Raw genomic sequence first — 16,009 nt, forward strand, 5'->3', positions numbered from 1 at the left:
TTCTGGAAGATGGAGAGGCCCCGGAGCCCCGGCACGTCCGCTCATGGCGCTCCGGGAGTGCGAGGACTCTCCGCCCCGGGCCCGCGGTCTTCGGACCCGGCGGGCCCGGGGCCCTTCGGGTTCCCGGACGGGTGCGGGACGGGCGGCGGACGCGCCTGCGACTGCCCCGGTGCGCCCTGCCGTCCGGTGATCGGGCCGGTCTAGCGTCGGCCGGAGGAGGCGGCATGGTGCGGCGACGGACTCCCCTGCCGGCGCTGTTGTCGGCGCTCGTGGTGGGCGGGCTGTGGTGGTGGGCGGTGCTGCGCCTGGCGCTGGTGCCCGATCGTGCCGGGCTGGTCGAAGGGGTCGCGGCGGCGAGCGGCTGGGGGCTGAGTCTGCTCCCGGTGCACGTCGCGTCGGCGCGCGGGCCGGGGCGGCCCGGCGGGCGGCGCCCCCGGTGGCTCACCGCGGTACGCGACTCGTTTCCCGAGCCGCTGCGGAACCTCGTGTGGGACCTCGTACGGGCCTGCGGTCGCGGGAGGCCGCGCCGGCCCGGCGGCGGAAGCGGTGCCGGCGGGTGAGGGCGCACGTCCGGCCGGCGCGGTCCCCCGTACGGCCCGGGAGGCCGGCGGTGTCACGGCGCGGCGGGCGCCGGGCCGGCCTGGCAGCCGGGGCACCAGTAGGAGACGCGCTCGCCGGCGTCGTCCCCGCCGTGGCGGCGGATCGGGGCGCCGCAGCGGTAGCAGGGCCGGTGGAGGCGCCCGTACACGTAGAGACGGCGGTCGGTCCGGCCGCCGGGCACCGTGCGGCGCGTGAAGCGGGTCTTGTTCTCCTCCAGCAGGCGCCGGGCCGTCGCGACCAGCCGTTCCGGCACCCCTGCGGGCAGGTCGCCGACCGGCAGCCACGGCGTGACCCGGGCCAGGAACGCCAGTTCGCACTTGTAGACGTTGCCGAGGCCGGCCAGGTTCCGCTGGTCGAGCAGGGCCTCGCCGAGCGGGCGGGCCGGGTCGGCGAGGACGCGGCGCACGGCCTCGTCGAAATCCCAGTCGGGGCCGAGCAGGTCCGGACCCAGGTGGCCCACCACGGTCGGCTCCTCGGCCGTGCGCAGCAGGTCCAGCACGGGCAGCCGGTAGCCGACCGCGTCGTGCTCGCAGGTGCCGAGGACCGCCCGGATCTGGTGCCCGGGCCCGCCGCTCCAGCGCTCGTCCGCCGCGTACACGCGCCAGGCGCCGTCCATCCTCAGGTGCGAGTGGAGAGTGAGGCCCCCCTCGATCCGCGTGAGCAGGTGCTTGCCGCGCGGGACGACGCCGACGACCGCCCGGCCGGTCAGGTCGACGGTGGCGAGCTTGGGGACGCGCAGGTCCGACCGGGTCAGCAGCCGGCCGGCGAGCGCGCCGTGGAGGTGGTGGGCGGTCCGCCAGACCGTGTCTCCTTCGGGCATGGCACCCATGATGCGCCCGCGAGGCCGGTCCCGCGGCGGGCCCGTGTGCGAAGGCCCGGCCGGGGGTGTCACGCGCGCAGCCGCAGCCCCCTCGGGGTGGCGTGGAAGCCCGCCGCCTCCAAAGCCTGCGACAGGGGCGAGGTCAGGGCGGCCGCGCCGTTGACGCGCTCGACCGTGACCGTGCCCAGCGCGCCCGAGCGGGCCGCCGCGGCCAGGGCGTCCGCGGCGGCCCGCAGGGCCGGGGCCTGCGGATCGAGGGACCACGACAGCAGCGTCCTGCCGCCGCGCTCCACGTACAGCGTCAGCTCGCCGTCCACCAGGACCACCAGCGAACCCGCCTTGCGGCCGGGCTTGTGGCCCGCGCCGAGCGGGGACTCCGGCCAGGGCAGTGCCGCGCCGTACGCGTTGGCGGGGTCGGCGGCGGCCAGGACGACGGCCTCCGGGGCAGCCGACCCCTCGGCGCGCTCCCGGGCCGACGCCGCGGCCCGCAGCCGGTCCACGGCCCCGTCCATCGCGAACTGGGCCGCGCCCAGGCCCTCCACGACATAACCGCGACGGGCCTGGCCGCTGTCCTCGAACGCGGACAGGACCCGGTAGACGGCGGAGAAGCCGCCCTCGACGCCCTCGGCGGCCACCGCCCCGCGCGTGACCACGCCGTGCCGGTCCAGCAGCGTCCGGGCCAGGGCGTGGGCGCGGTGCGTGGGGTCGGGCTCGGCGGTCGGCAGCAGGGACCAGCGGCCGCTCACCGTGGGCGGGCCGGAGCGGGAGGCGGGGCGGGCGGCGACCGACGGCGTGCCGTACCGGCCGCGCGGGACGGAGCGCCTGGCCCGGTGCGCCGTGGAACCCGCCGTACGGCCGGAGCCGAGCACGGCGCGCAGCGGCGCGAGGGCGTCGTTGGTGAGCCGGCCGGACCAGGCGAGGTCCCACAGGGCGTCGGCGAGCTGAGGGTCCGTCACGCCGGGGTGGGCGGTCGCCCGGACCTGATCGGCGATCTGGCGGAAGAACAGCCCGTACCCGCCCGACAGGGCCGCGAGGACCGACTCGTGAAGGGGCGTCGGCNNNNTCCAGCGGGCGGGGCGGGGGAGCAGCAGGGGGGCGGCGTCGGCGAGGTACAGCGACACCCAGCCGTCCTTGCCGGGCAGGGCGCCCGCACCCGCCCACACGACCTCGCCGGCGGTGGTGAGTTCGTCGAGGAGCCGGGGGTCGTAGTCGCGGACCCGGGAGGGCAGGACCAGCCGCTCCAGCGCCGACGCGGGGACGGGCGCGCCCTGGAGCTGCTCGACAGCGCGGGCCAGGCCGTCGACGCCGCGCAGCCCGCCGCCTCCCACGTACTGCCACTGCGGCAGGAACGTGGCGAGCGCGGCCGGGGGAACCGGTTCGAGCTCCTGGCGCAGCGCGGCCAGGGAGCGGCGCCGCAACCGGCGCAGTACGGCGGCGTCGCACCACTCCTGGCCGATGCCCGACGGGTGGAACTCGCCCTGGACGACGCGGCCGGCCGCGGCGAGGCGGTGCAGCGCCCCCTCCGCGACGGCCGTGCCGAGACCGAACCGGGCGGCGGCCCGCGCGGACGTGAACGGGCCGCGGGTGCGCGCGTACCGCGCCAGGAGGTCGCCGAGGGGGTCCTTCACGGGCTCCGTGAACGCCTCGGGGACACCGACCGGCAGGGCGGTGCCCAGCGCGTCGCGGAGGCGGCCGGCATCCTCGATCGCCGCCCAGTGGTCGGCGCCCGCGACGCGGACCGGGATCGCCCGGCGGGCGGCCGCCAGCTCCCTCGGCCAGACCGGATCGGCGCCCCGCTCCACCAACTCGGCGTCGGTGAGCGGGCCCAGCACGCGCAGCGCGTCGGCGACGCCCTCGACGTCCTTCACCCGGCGCTCGTCGGTGCGCCACTGCAGCTCGCGCTCCAGTTCGGCCAGCACCTCCGGGTCGAGCAGCTCGCGCAGCTCCGCCTGGCCCAGCAGCTCCGCCAGCAGCCGCGAGTCCAGCGACAGCGCGGCCGCGCGGCGCTCGGCGAGCGGCGAGTCCCCCTCGTACAGGAACTGGGCGACGTACCCGAACAGCAGTGAGCGGGCGAACGGCGAGGGCTCCGGTGTGGTGACCTCCACCAGTCGGACGCGGCGCGCCTCGACGTCCCCCATCAGCTCCTGGAGCCCCGGTACGTCGAACACGTCCTGGAGGCACTCGCGGACCGCCTCCAGGACGATCGGGAACGAACCGAACTCGCTCGCCACCTGGAGGAGCTGCGACGCGCGCTGACGCTGCTGCCACAGCGGCGTGCGCTTGCCCGGGTCGCGCCTGGGGAGCAGCAGCGCGCGGGCGGCGCACTCCCGGAAGCGGGACGCGAACAGCGCCGAACCGCCGACCTGCTCGGTGACGATCCGGCCGACCTCGCCCCTGTCGAACGCGACGTCGGCGGCGCCGACCGGGGCCTGCTCGCCGTCGTATCCCGCGGCCGGCTGCCGGTCCAGCGGGTCCGGGCCCGCCGGGTCCGGGTCCATCAGGTCCAGGCCCATCAGGTCGGCGTCCGGCAGGCGCAGGACGATGCCGTCGTCGGCGTGCATGACCTGGGCGTCCACGCCGTACCGCTCCGCGAGCCGGGCGCCCAGGGCGAGCGCCCACGGGGCGTGCACCTGCGCGCCGAACGGCGAGTGGACCACCACGCGCCAGTCGCCCAGCTCGTCGCGGAACCGCTCCACGAGGATCGTCCGGTCGTCCGGTACGTGCCCGCAGGCGCGGCGCTGCTCGTCCAGGTACGCCAGGACGTTGTCGGCCGCCCGCGCGTCCAGCCCCGCCGCGGCCAGCCGCGCCCGCGCCCCGTCGGGCGGCAGCGAGCCGACCTCCCGCAGGAACGCCCCGACGGCCCGGCCCAGTTCCAGCGGGCGGCCCAGCTGGTCGCCCTTCCAGAACGGCAGCCGGCCCGGCACGCCGGGCGCGGGCGACACCAGGACCCGGTCGCGGGTGATGTCCTCGATCCGCCACGACGAGGTGCCGAGGGTGAACACGTCGCCGACGCGCGACTCGTACACCATCTCCTCGTCGAGCTCGCCGACCCGGCCCCCGCCGCGCTTCGGGTCGGCGCCCGCCAGGAAGACGCCGAACAGGCCCCGGTCGGGGATCGTGCCGCCCGAGGTGACGGCCAGGCGCTGGGCGCCGGGGCGCCCCGTCACCGCCCCGGTGACCCGGTCCCACACGACACGCGGGCGCAGCCCCGCGAACGCGTCCGACGGATAGCGCCCGGCGAGCATGTCCAGCACGGCCGTGAACGCCGACTCCGGCAGCGACGCGAACGGCGCCGCCCGCCGCACCAGCGCCAGCAGGTCGTCGTAGTTCCACGTGTCGAGCGCGACCATGGCGACGAGCTGCTGGGCCAGCACGTCCAGCGGGTTGGCCGGGACGCGCAGCGACTCGATGGCGCCCTGCCGCATCCGCTCCGTCACCACCGCCGCCTGCACCAGGTCGCCCCGGTACTTGGGGAACACCACGCCCCGCGACACGGCGCCCACCTGGTGCCCCGCGCGGCCCACGCGCTGGAGCCCGGACGCCACGGACGGCGGCGACTCGACCTGGACGACCAGGTCGACCGCGCCCATGTCGATGCCCAGCTCCAGACTGGACGTGGCGACCACCGCCGGCAGGCGGCCGGCCTTCAGGTCCTCCTCGACCAGGGCGCGCTGCTCCTTGGAGACCGAGCCGTGGTGCGCCCGCGCCAGCAGCGGCGGGGCGCCCCTGGCGGCGCCCGACTGGGCCATCAGCTCCGCGGGGGAGGCGTCGTCGGGCAGCTCCTCCCCGGTGGCCCGCTCGTAGGCGATCTCGTTCAGCCGGTTGCACAGCCGCTCGGCCAGGCGCCGCGAGTTGGCGAAGACGATCGTCGACCGGTGCTCCTGCACCAGGTCCGCGATCCGCTCCTCCACGTGCGGCCAGATCGACGGCTTCTCGGCGGGGCCGGTACCCGCGTCGGCGGCCGGCGAGCCCCCCAGCTCGCCCAGGTCCTCGACGGGCACCACCACCGACAGGTCGAACTCCTTGCCGGACGGGGGCTGGACCACCTCCACCCTCCGCCGCGGCGAGAGGAACCGGGCCACCTCGTCCACCGGCCGGACCGTCGCCGACAGGCCGATCCTGCGGGCGGGGCGCGGCAGCAGCTCGTCCAGACGCTCCAGCGACAGCGCCAGGTGCGCGCCGCGCTTGGTGCCCGCGACGGCGTGCACCTCGTCGAGGATCACCGTCTCCACGCCCGCCAGCGCGTCCCGCGCGGCGGAGGTCAGCATCAGGAACAGCGACTCCGGGGTGGTGATGAGGATGTCCGGCGGGCGCGTCGCCAGTGCGCGCCGCTCGGCGGCCGGAGTGTCGCCCGAGCGGACCCCGACCCGCACCTCCGGCTCCGGCAGCCCCAGGCGCACCGCTTCCTGGCGGATGCCCGTCAGCGGACTGCGGAGGTTCCGCTCCACGTCGACCGCGAGCGCCTTCAACGGCGACACGTACAGCACCCGGCAGCGCTTCCTCGCGTCGGCGGGCGGCGGCTCCGACGCCAGCCGGTCGAGGGCGGCGAGGAACGCCGCCAGGGTCTTGCCGGACCCCGTCGGCGCCACGACCAGCACGTCCGACCCCGCGCCGATCGCCCGCCACGCCCCCTCCTGGGCGGCGGTGGGCGCACTGAACGCCCCCGTGAACCAACCGCGGGTGGCGGGGGAGAAGGAGTCGAGCGCGGTTCCGGCCATGCCCCCCATCGTGCACCCCGCCACCGACAACCGGCGTCCGCCCCGTGGACGCGCAGGTCGGCGGGGGTGCCGGCGGGCCAGAATGGAGGCGTGGCGACCACCCCGGACGGCAAGCGTCCCGACGAGTGGGCCAGGCACTGGCGGTACCCGGAGGTGCCCGGCCTCGACCTGCTGCGCGCCCGCTACGTCCGCCACTCCTTCTCCCGCCACAGCCACGAGGGGTACGTGCTGTGCGCCGTCCACCGCGGCGTCGAGGAGGTCGTCCTGCCCCAGGGGACGATCAGCGCCGGCCCCGGCACCGTCGTCATGATCGACCCCGAGGTGCCGCACTCCGCGCACGCCGGCGTGCCCGAGGGCTGGTCGTACACCACGCTCTACCCCTCATCGGGGCTGGTCGCCGGGATCGCGGAGGAGGAGGCCGGCCTGCGCGGCACGGTCTCCTTCGGCGAGGCGCTCGTCGAGGACGAGGGGACCGCCCGGCTGATCGCCGCCGTGCACCGCGCCGCCGAGCAGGGCGACGCCCTCGCCGCCGACAGCTTCCTGCGGATCGCCGTCGCCCGGCTGCTGCGCCGCCACGGCCGGTCCCTCCCCCCGAGCACCCCGCGTACCGCCGGCGCCCGCACGGCCGCCGCCGCGCGCGAGGTGCTCCTCGACCGCATGGCCGGGCCGCCGTCCCTGGAGCAGCTCGCCCGGGAACTCGGCACCGGCCCGTTCGCCCTGCTGCGCGCCTTCAAGGCGGCGTACGGGATGCCGCCCCACACCTGGCTCACCGACGCGCGCGTACGGGCCGCCCGCCGCCTCCTGGAGTCCGGCACCCCGCCCGGCGACGCGGCCGTGGCGGTCGGCTTCACCGACCAGCCGCACCTCAACCGCCACTTCACCCGGATCGTCGGCGTCCCGCCCGGCGCCTACCAGCGGGAACGCGCAAGAACGTACAAGACCGGCGGCGGGGGCCGGCCGTAGCGTTCCGGACGTGGCAGAACGGTCAACACCCCCCAGTGCGCCCGCGGTGGCGCGCCCCGCGCGCGCGGACGACGCGGAGCGGAGCACGCCGGCGGTCCGCCCCGGCCCGGCGAAGCCCGACCGGGCCGTCGTGCGCGACTCCCTCGGCGTCGGCGTCGCGGTCGGCCTCTCCGGTTTCGCCTTCGGCGTCACCTCGGTCGGTGCCGGCCTGGACCTCCTCCAGACCTGCGCGCTCAGCCTGCTCGTCTTCACCGGAGCCTCGCAGTTCGCGCTGGTCGGCGCGCTCGCCGCGGGCGGCAGTCCCTTCACCGCCGCCGCGGGCGCCTTCTTCCTCGGCACCCGCAACGCCTTCTACGGGCTGCGCCTGTCCCAGCTGCTGGCCCTCCCGCGCGCGGTGCGCCCCGCCGCCGCCCAGTGGGTCATCGACGAGACCGCGGCGGTGGCCCTCGCGCAGCCCACGCGCCGCGCCGCCAGGATCGGCTTCACCGTCACCGGCCTCACCCTCTACGTGCTGTGGAACCTCACCACCTTCGCCGGCGCCCTGGGGGCGGAGGCCGTCGGCGACACCGGTGCCTGGGGTCTCGACGCGGCGGGGCCCGCCGTGTTCCTCGCCCTGCTCGCCCCCATGCTGCGTTCCGCGACCGAGCGGGCCGTCGCCGCGCTGGCGGTCGTCCTGGGGCTCGGGTTCCTGCCGGTGCTGCCCGCCGGCGTGCCGGTGCTCGTCGCGGCGCTGGCCGCACCCGCCGTCCTGTGGTCGCTGGGGCGCAAGGAGGCCCGGCGATGAGCGCCACCGCCGTCTGGGTCGCGATCGGCCTGACCACCGTCGGCTGCTACCTGCTGAAACTCGGCGGCCTGCTGGTGCCGGCCAGGGCCCTGGAGCAGCCCCTCGTACGGCGTCTCGCGGCGCTGCTGCCGGTCGCACTGCTCGCCGCCCTCACCGCGCAGCAGACGTTCGGCGCGGGCGGCGCGCTCGTGCTGGACGCCCGCGGGGCGGGGCTCGCCGCGGCGGCCCTCGCCCTGGTGTTCCGCGCGCCGTTCCTGGTGGTCGTCACCGCGGCCGTGGCGGTCACGGCCGGGGTGCGGGCCCTGGGCGGCTGACCCGCGCGGGACGGGAGCGGGCGGTCGGCCCGCGGGGCGGCCGTGCGCCCGGCCGGTGCCGCCGCCGGGAGGCGGCACGCAAAACGGCCTCGCCCGGGAACGCGGGCGGTGAACCGGACGGCACCGGTCCGCCCGTGAGGGGGGAGCCGGATACGGCCGGGGCGGACAGTTCCGCGAGGTCGTGCTCCCCGGGGCCGGGGGAGCCCCGCGCACGGCCCGGGGACGGTCCGTGCGCGGGGGGCGCGATACTGGGCGCATGCGGTTGACGACTTTCTGGGAACGCATGGCGGGCCACTTCGGCGGGTCCTATGCCGAGTCCTTCGCCCGGGACCACGTGATGTCCGAGCTGGGCGGGCGGACGGTGTACGAGGCGTTCGACGCCGGATGGGAGGCGAAGGACGTGTGGCGCGCCGTGTGCGCGGCCGTCGACGTCCCCGCCGACAAGCGCTGACCCGGGGTCCGGCCGGGTACCGCGCCCGGGTCGTCCACAGGGCCGGGCGCGGTGTCGCCGCCGTACGCGACACTTGCCCCGTGGCCCCGACTGACGAGACCCAGAACCCCGTCCCCGACTCCGAGCCGGCCGGTGCACCGGCCGCTTCGTCGACCGGCGTGGCGACCGGGCCGGCCNGCCCGCCGANCNCNTCCGNGCNNCGCCCGCGGCCCCGGCCGGCGGTCCGGCCCCGGTGCCCGCGGGCGCCGCCCGGATGCCGCGCTGGCTGCCGAAGGCGATGGCGCTCGCCCTGGCCCTCTACGCCTGCTTCCAGCTGGGAAGCTGGGCCTTCCACCAGCTCACCGGGCTGCTGATCAACATCCTGATCGCGTTCTTCCTCGCCCTCGCCGTCGAGCCCGTGGTCGGCCGGATGGCCGCCCGGGGGATGCGCCGGGGCCTCGCGACCTTCCTGGTGTTCCTGGGGGTCTTCGTCGTGGGCGTCGGCTTCGTCCTCCTGCTGGGGTCGATGCTCGCCGGCCAGATCGTCGACATGGTCGAGGACCTGCCCAAGTACCTCGACTCGCTGATCAACTGGATCAACCACACCTTCGACACCGAACTCTCCCGGGTCGCGGTCCAGGACAGCCTGCTGCGCTCCGACTGGCTCAGGAAGTACGTGGAGAACAGTGCGAGCGGCGTGCTCGACGTCTCCGCCACCGTGCTCGGCGGGCTCTTCAAGCTCCTGACGATCTTCCTCTTCTCGTTCTACTTCGCCGCGGACGGACCACGCCTGCGCCGGGCCCTGTGCTCCGTCCTCCCCCCGGCGAAGCAGGCGGAGGTGCTGCGGGCCTGGGAGATCGCGGTCGACAAGACCGGTGGCTACCTCTACTCGCGCGGCCTGATGGCCCTGACCTCCGGCGCGGCGCACTTCGTCCTGCTGGAGTTCCTGCGCGTTCCCTACGCGCCCGCGCTCGCCGTGTGGGTCGGCCTCGTCTCGCAGTTCCTGCCCACCATCGGCACCTACCTGGCCGGTGCGCTGCCCATGCTGATCGCGTTCACCGTCGCCCCCTGGTACGCGCTGTGGGTGCTGGCCTTCGTCGTCGTGTACCAGCAGTTCGAGAACTACCTGCTCCAGCCCAAGCTCACGGCGCGGACCGTGGACATCCACCCGGCGGTGGCCTTCGGCTCGGTCGTCGCGGGCACCGCGCTGCTCGGCGCGGTCGGCGCGCTGATATCGATCCCCGCGGTGGCCACGCTCCAGGCGTTCCTCGGCGCGTACGTGAAGCGGTACGCGGTGACGGAGGACCCGCGCGTGCACGGTCACCGGCGGCACGGCGAGATGGTGCTGGCCAGGCTCCAGCGGGCGCTGCGCACCGGTCGCGACCAGGTGCCGCCCGCGGCAGGGGACTGACCGCGCCGCCCCGGAGCCGTCGGGGAGGAGGCGGGGAAGGGCGGGGCGGTCAGTCCCNNNGNNNCGGGCCGGAGGGCGGGGTCCGCGCGGTTCGCGCCGGCGCCGCGCGGGCAGGCGGGAGCGGTGCCGTACGGCCCCGTCCGGCGCCGGCCTCCCTGCGTGCGCCGCTCCTCGGCGCGCGGACCGCGACGCCCGCGCCAGGGTGCCGCACGGCGGCGCGGCTCGCTTGACACAAAAATCGAACATCTATTCTTATGAGAGGGTGGCCTGGGGCTCTACGTGCCGAAACGGCGGTTTTCCACAGGCCGGGAGGCACGCCGAGGCGCGTTGTCAGTGGCAGGGGTTAGCGTCTTTGACGTGAAGCGATCGACTCAAGCAAACCGGGTGGAACCCATGGCAGGAACCGACCGCGAGAAGGCGCTCGACGCCGCGCTCGCACAGATTGAACGGCAATTCGGCAAGGGCGCCGTGATGCGCATGGGCGAGCGGTCGAGGGAGCCCATCGAGGTCATCCCGACCGGCTCCACCGCGCTCGACGTGGCACTCGGCGTCGGCGGCCTGCCGCGCGGCCGTGTGGTGGAGATCTACGGCCCGGAGTCCTCCGGCAAGACGACCCTCACCCTGCACGCCGTGGCCAACGCGCAGAAGGCCGGCGGCCAGGTCGCCTTCGTCGACGCGGAGCACGCGCTCGACCCCGAGTACGCCCAGAAGCTCGGCGTCGACATCGACAACCTCATCCTCTCCCAGCCGGACAACGGCGAGCAGGCCCTGGAGATCGTGGACATGCTCGTCCGCTCCGGTGCGCTCGACCTGATCGTCATCGACTCCGTCGCCGCGCTCGTGCCGCGCGCGGAGATCGAGGGCGAGATGGGCGACTCGCACGTGGGCCTGCAGGCCCGCCTGATGAGCCAGGCGCTCCGGAAGATCACCAGCGCGCTCAACCAGTCCAAGACCACGGCGATCTTCATCAACCAGCTCCGCGAGAAGATCGGCGTGATGTTCGGCTCGCCCGAGACCACCACCGGTGGCCGCGCGCTGAAGTTCTACGCGTCGGTGCGCATCGACATCCGCCGCATCGAGACGCTCAAGGACGGCACGGACGCGGTGGGCAACCGCACGCGCTGCAAGGTCGTCAAGAACAAGGTCGCCCCGCCGTTCAAGCAGGCGGAGTTCGACATCCTCTACGGCCAGGGCATCAGCCGCGAGGGCGGCCTGATCGACATGGGCGTCGAGCACGGCTTCATCCGCAAGGCCGGTGCCTGGTACACGTACGAGGGCGACCAGCTCGGCCAGGGCAAGGAGAACGCCCGCAACTTCCTCAAGGACAACCCCGACCTCGCCAACGAGATCGAGAAGAAGATCAAGGAGAAGCTGGGCGTCGGTGTCCGGCCGGACACCGCGGTGACGGAGCCGGCCCCGGACGCGCCGGGTGCGGCGGACGCCCCGGGCGAGGCCGTGAAGCAGGTCCCCGCACCGGCGGTGAAGGCCGCCAAGGCGCCCCGGACCGCAGCGGCCAAGGGGTGACCCGTGGCCCGGCGCACCGAACGGCCGGGCGGCGGCACCGACTCGTCGAGGGCCGAGGAGGAGCCGCCGCCGCGGGACCCGGCTGAGCAGGCGCGGGCGATCTGCCTGCGTCTGCTCACCGGGATGCCGCGCACCCGCAGGCAACTCGCGGACGCGCTGCACAAGCGGGGCGTTCCCGAGGAGATCGCCGACGACGTCCTCTCACGGTTCGAGGAGGCCGGCCTGATCGACGACGCCGCGTTCGCCGGGGCGTGGGTGGAGTCCCGGCACCACGGCCGCGGCCTGGCCCGCCGCGCTCTCGCCAGGGAACTGCGTACCAAGGGCGTGGACTTCTCCCTGATCGAGGAGGCGGTCGGCCGGCTCGACGCCGAGCAGGAGGAGGAGACGGCCCGCGAACTCGTCCGGCGCAAACTGCGCACCACCCGCGGCCTGGACCGCGACCGCCGGCTCCGCCGCCTCGCCGGCATGCTCGCCCGCAAGGGATACCCCGAGGGCCTCGCCCTCCGGGTCGTCCGCCGGGCACTGGAGGAGGAGGGCGAGGACACCGGGGGCCTGGACCTCGACGCCCCCTGACGGCGGCCCGTCCCCGCGGAGAACCCCGACCGGCTCTCGTCCCCCGCCCCGAAGGTCAGGGGGCGTCGGCTGCCTCCTCCTCCGCTTCGGCCGCCGGCCCCGGCGCCGCCCCCAGCACGACCCGCGCCGCCGCGCGGAGGGTCCTCGGCCGGACGCCGGCGAAGGCCGCGGCGAGATGGCCGTCGGGGCGTATCAGCAACACCGTGTGCGCCGCCGCACCCGGGTACGCCTCCGTGACCAGCAGCTCACCCGGTACGGGCAGGGTCCGCACCGTCTCGGCCAGCCGGGGCATCACCCCGGCGCTGACCCAGTGCCGCCGGTCCCACACCCCGGTCCCCGGGGCGACCAGCACCACCAGCAGCCCCCGCCCCAGCCGGTCCCGCAGCCGCCCCTCCGTCCCGTCCGGTGCGGTCACCGACACGTCGGCGACCGGCGCTCCCGGGGCGGTACCGACCGCCACCCCGTCCTCCACGTCCACCGGAGTGAGCGGCGAGTGGAGGTAGGCGGGCGGGCCGCCCAGCGCTCCGAGCCCCAGGTGCCCGTCGGCCAGCAGCGCGTCGTACCCGCGTGAGCCGCCCCGCAGGTACGTCCGCAGCCCGCCCTCGCCCCGCAGCGCCGGGAGCGCCTGATCCGCCGTCCGCAACCGCGCGGCCACCGCGGCGCGCCGTTCCGCCTGGTAGCTGTCGAGCAGCACCTCCGGAGCACCGCCGTCGTGCCACGCCCGTGCCAGTTTCCAGGCCAGGTTCTCCACGTCCCTCAGTCCCTCGTCCAAGCCCTGCGTGCCCAGCGCGCCCAGCAGGTGCGCGGCGTCACCGGCCAGGAAGGCCCGCCCGGTCCGCCAGCGCCGCGCGAGCCGGTGGTGCACCGTGTACACACCGGTGTCGATCAGCTCGTACGGGGGTGTCTCCCCGCACCACCCCGACAGGGTCTCCCGGATCCGCCGCACCAGGGCCTCCGGCGTCACCAGGTCCCCGCGCGGCGGCAGCAGCCAGTCCAGCCGCCAGCACCCGTCCCGGAGCGGGCGTGCCGTCACCTCGCCGCCGCCGCCCCGCCACGGCGGCCGGCGGTGCAGCACACCCTCGTCCGGCCACGGCAGTTCGGTGCGGAGCGTCGCGACAGCGTGGCGCTCCACCGCCGTACGGCCCGGGAAGCGGACGCCCAGCAGCTTGCGCACCGTGGACCGCGCGCCGTCGCACCCCACCAGGTGGCTTCCCCGCCACCACGTCGAGCCGGCCCCGCGGGTGTGCGCCGCGATCCTGCTGTCGTCCTGTTCCAGCGCGTCCAGGCGGCAACCGGTGGCGACCTGCACCAGTCCGGCCGCGAGGGGCGAGGCGAGGGCTTCGCGCAGCGCTCCCGCCAGCGCGTGCTGCGGAACGTGCAGCGGCGCCGCGATCCCCTCGCCGGGCCCCGTTCCACCGGATCCCGCCTTGGCGGGCCCCGCCCTGCCGTCCCCGTCCACCGCCCCGCCGGCCGGTACGTCCGAGAACGACAGGTGCCGCACGAGCTGCCCGCGCCGCATCGACCGCCACCCGGTCCACCGGGCGCCCTCGTCCCGCAGCGCCCCGGCGCAGCCCAGCCGCTCCACGAACGCGGCGGTGTCGGCCCGCAGCACCACGGTCCGGGCGGGCCGGTGCTCCTCGTCGCCCGTCCCCTCGTCCAGGATCACCGACGGCACCTCCTGGACGGCGAGCGCGAGGGCCAGCGCGAGCCCGACCGGTCCCGCCCCGACGATGATCACCGGGTCCATGTCGTGACTCCCGTGACTCCCGCGATCCGAAGGGGCCTGGGGTGAGCGGGGGAAACATGTGGATGTACGACTGGTACCCGGGGAATGATCACAGAACGTATGCAACCCACTGCACGTGTTTGCGTCAAGTGACGGCGGAGCGCGCGGGGCGCCGCCGCCGTGTGCTCCGGGAGACGCGACCGCCGCCCTGCGGGCGGGTCGCTTCCGTACGAGTGCGGCGGCCGGTTCCGTACCGCCCCGCGTGGAGGCCCCGGGCCTCCGCCCGGGCCGGGTTCCGAACCGCCGCGGCCGTACTCGGGAGGGCTCACGGGGAGCGCGGCGCCCCGGCCGGAAGGCGGTTCGAGGGAAAGGCGGCCCAGCGGCGGACGCGAAGGCGGCCCGGAGACGGGCGTGAGGGCGGCCCGGCGGAGGCCCCGGCGGAGTGAGGGAGGCCCGGCCGGGGACCGGAGAACCCGCCGGAGCCCGGCCGGCGGCCGAGAGCCGTCCGCCGGACCCCGCCGGACCCCGCCGGCCGTCCGGCCGCCCGCCGGGTCCCTCAGGCGCGGGGGTCCTTGGTGACGTGGGAGCCTTCGGCGATGTGGGGTCCGAGTTCGTCGGAGGGCGTCCCCGTCCCGCCCAGGACACCCGGCGCCTCCTCCGGCTCGGCCGCGGCGGCCGTGCCGATCCCGGTCTTCGCCCTGCGGCCGCGCCGCTCGATCCAGTTGGCGAGGGCGGAGAGCGCCAGGCACATCGCGACGTAGATCACGCCGATCACGATGATGGTCGAGACGTACGGGTACTGCCCGTTGACCTGCGTGTTGCTCGCGATGAGGCGGGCCGCGTACAGCAGCTCCGGGTACAGGATGATGAAGCCGAGCGAGGTGTCCTTCAGCGTCACCACGAGCTGGCTGATGATCGTCGGCATCATCGCCCGCACCGCCTGCGGCATGAGCACGCTGGTCATCACCTGGGTCTTGCGCAGCCCCAGTGCGTACGCCGCCTCCCGCTGGCCGCGCGGCACCGAGTTGATGCCGGCGCGCAGCACCTCCGCCTGGACGCACCCGTTGTACAGGGACAGGCCCAGGGCGAGCGCCCACATGGAGTGGTCGGTGAGGAAGCCGACCCACACCGCGTAGATGGTGATGAGGAGGGGGATGGAGCGGAAGACCTCGATGAAGGTCGTCGCCAGCCACCGGACCGGTTTGTGCTCGGACAGCCGCCCCACCGCCAGGATCACGCCCAGCACCAGGGAGCCCACGGCGGCGATGGCGAAGGCCTTGAGCGTCGAGATCACGCCTTCGGCGATGCTCTGCCGGATGCCCGCGTAGTTGAAGATGTCCCACATCTCGGGGGCGAAGTGCCCCTTCTGCGCGAGGCGGGCGATGCTGACGCCGATCACGCCCAGCACGGCGAGCGTGCCGACCACGGCGTAGACGCGGTTGCGTGCGATCGCCTTGGGTCCGGGGGCGTCGTACAGGACACTGGCACTCATCGTGCGACCTCCAGACGTCGCTCCAGCAGACGGAAGACGCCGCTGATGGTGAACGTGATGACCAGGTAGCCGAGCGCCACCCAGAAGAAGAGGGACACGATGTCGTAGCCCTGGTCGCTCAGCAGCTTCTGCCAGCCGAACAGCTCCGTGACGCTGAACGCTCCGGCGATCGCCGAGTTCTTCGTCAGCGCGATGAAGATGGAGCTGAGCGGCGGGAGGACCGTCCGGGTGGCCTGCGGAAGGATGACGAGCCGCAGGGTCTGGCCGAACGACATGCCGAGCGAACGCGCCGCCTCCGCCTGGCCCAGCGGAACCGTGCTCACACCGGACCTGACCGCCTCGGCGACGAAGGCCGAGGTGTAGAGGCCCAGCGCGAGCGTCCCCAGGAGGAAGGTGCTCATGCCGGGGAAGAGGATCTCCGGCACGACGAAGAACGAGACGAGGAAGAGCAGCGTCAGCGGCGTGTTCCGCAGCAGGGTCACCCACACTGCGCCGAAGAACCGCAGGGGAGGCACCGGCGAGACGCGGAACGCGGCGATCAGGACGCCCAGCAGCAGAGCGAGCACGCTGCTCAGGACGGTGATCGACAGCGTTCCCAGGAAGCCGGCACGGAAAGCCGAGAAGTGGTCGAACAGTACATTCATGAGGTCTCCG

At 75.3% G+C, this 16,009-nt stretch carries 13 protein-coding genes and 1 pseudogene; 8 read left to right on the top strand and 6 right to left on the bottom strand.

The window, feature by feature from the left end:
• The first annotated feature begins 224 nt into the window (after positions 1-224).
• On the top strand, positions 225-560 hold the full coding sequence (locus tag MW084_RS16005; protein ID WP_010469347.1) for a hypothetical protein: 336 nt from the start codon (positions 225-227) through the stop codon (positions 558-560).
• A 53-nt stretch (positions 561-613) separates the two neighbouring features.
• Here the strand turns inward: MW084_RS16005 and MW084_RS16010 are convergent, their stop codons facing one another.
• The 3 genes and pseudogenes from MW084_RS16010 to MW084_RS16020 form a co-directional block, all read right to left on the bottom strand.
• On the bottom strand, positions 614-1,420 hold the full coding sequence (locus MW084_RS16010) for an Fpg/Nei family DNA glycosylase (protein ID WP_010469348.1): 807 nt from the start codon (positions 1,418-1,420) through the stop codon (positions 614-616).
• Positions 1,421-1,488: 68 nt separating this feature from the next.
• Positions 1,489-2,479 (bottom strand): Lhr family helicase (locus MW084_RS16015; protein WP_420833744.1); only part of this gene is annotated, 991 nt, incomplete at its 5' end.
• A 4-nt stretch (positions 2,480-2,483) separates the two neighbouring features.
• Positions 2,484-6,138 (bottom strand): annotated as a pseudogene (locus MW084_RS16020) (Lhr family ATP-dependent helicase); the annotation flags it as partial.
• 90 nt (positions 6,139-6,228) lie between these two features.
• Here MW084_RS16020 and MW084_RS16025 point away from each other — a divergent pair.
• The 7 genes from MW084_RS16025 (at position 6,229) to recX (ending at position 12,137) form a co-directional block, all read left to right on the top strand.
• On the top strand, positions 6,229-7,101 hold the full coding sequence (locus MW084_RS16025) for a helix-turn-helix transcriptional regulator (RefSeq protein ID WP_010469350.1): 873 nt from the start codon (positions 6,229-6,231) through the stop codon (positions 7,099-7,101).
• A 46-nt stretch (positions 7,102-7,147) separates the two neighbouring features.
• Positions 7,148-7,885, top strand: coding sequence for an AzlC family ABC transporter permease (locus MW084_RS16030; RefSeq protein WP_010469351.1), 738 nt, complete (start codon positions 7,148-7,150; stop codon positions 7,883-7,885).
• On the top strand, positions 7,882-8,199 hold the full coding sequence (locus MW084_RS16035; RefSeq protein WP_010469353.1) for an AzlD domain-containing protein: 318 nt from the start codon (positions 7,882-7,884) through the stop codon (positions 8,197-8,199). Before MW084_RS16030 ends, MW084_RS16035 begins: the two co-directional genes overlap by 4 nt.
• Before the next feature lie 256 nt (positions 8,200-8,455).
• Positions 8,456-8,650, top strand: a complete 195-nt coding sequence (locus tag MW084_RS16040; RefSeq protein WP_010469355.1) for a DUF3046 domain-containing protein — start codon at positions 8,456-8,458, stop codon at positions 8,648-8,650.
• 232 nt (positions 8,651-8,882) lie between these two features.
• Positions 8,883-10,040, top strand: a complete 1,158-nt coding sequence (locus tag MW084_RS16045; RefSeq protein ID WP_255116089.1) for an AI-2E family transporter — start codon at positions 8,883-8,885, stop codon at positions 10,038-10,040.
• A 393-nt stretch (positions 10,041-10,433) separates the two neighbouring features.
• Entirely contained in the window at positions 10,434-11,564 is a 1,131-nt protein-coding gene (gene recA, locus MW084_RS16050) for a recombinase RecA (protein ID WP_010469357.1), read from the top strand.
• A gap of 3 nt (positions 11,565-11,567) precedes the next feature.
• A complete protein-coding gene (recX, locus tag MW084_RS16055) occupies positions 11,568-12,137 on the top strand; it encodes a recombination regulator RecX (protein WP_010469358.1) in 570 nt (189 codons plus the stop codon).
• Positions 12,138-12,192: 55 nt separating this feature from the next.
• On the opposite strand, the gene MW084_RS16060 is transcribed toward recX, so the two are convergent.
• The 3 genes from MW084_RS16060 to MW084_RS16070 all read right to left on the bottom strand — a co-directional run bounded on the left by MW084_RS16060 (position 12,193) and on the right by MW084_RS16070 (position 15,999).
• On the bottom strand, positions 12,193-13,884 hold the full coding sequence (locus MW084_RS16060; protein WP_010469359.1) for an FAD-dependent monooxygenase: 1,692 nt from the start codon (positions 13,882-13,884) through the stop codon (positions 12,193-12,195).
• A 535-nt stretch (positions 13,885-14,419) separates the two neighbouring features.
• Positions 14,420-15,355, bottom strand: coding sequence for an amino acid ABC transporter permease (locus MW084_RS16065; protein WP_010469360.1), 936 nt, complete (start codon positions 15,353-15,355; stop codon positions 14,420-14,422).
• Positions 15,352-15,999, bottom strand: coding sequence for an amino acid ABC transporter permease (locus MW084_RS16070; protein WP_010469361.1), 648 nt, complete (start codon positions 15,997-15,999; stop codon positions 15,352-15,354). The genes MW084_RS16065 and MW084_RS16070 overlap by 4 nt, the downstream gene beginning before the upstream one ends.
• Positions 16,000-16,009: the final 10 nt, after the last annotated feature.

It is taken from the genome of Streptomyces sudanensis (assembly GCF_023614315.1).
Lineage (GTDB): Bacteria > Actinomycetota > Actinomycetes > Streptomycetales > Streptomycetaceae > Streptomyces > Streptomyces sudanensis.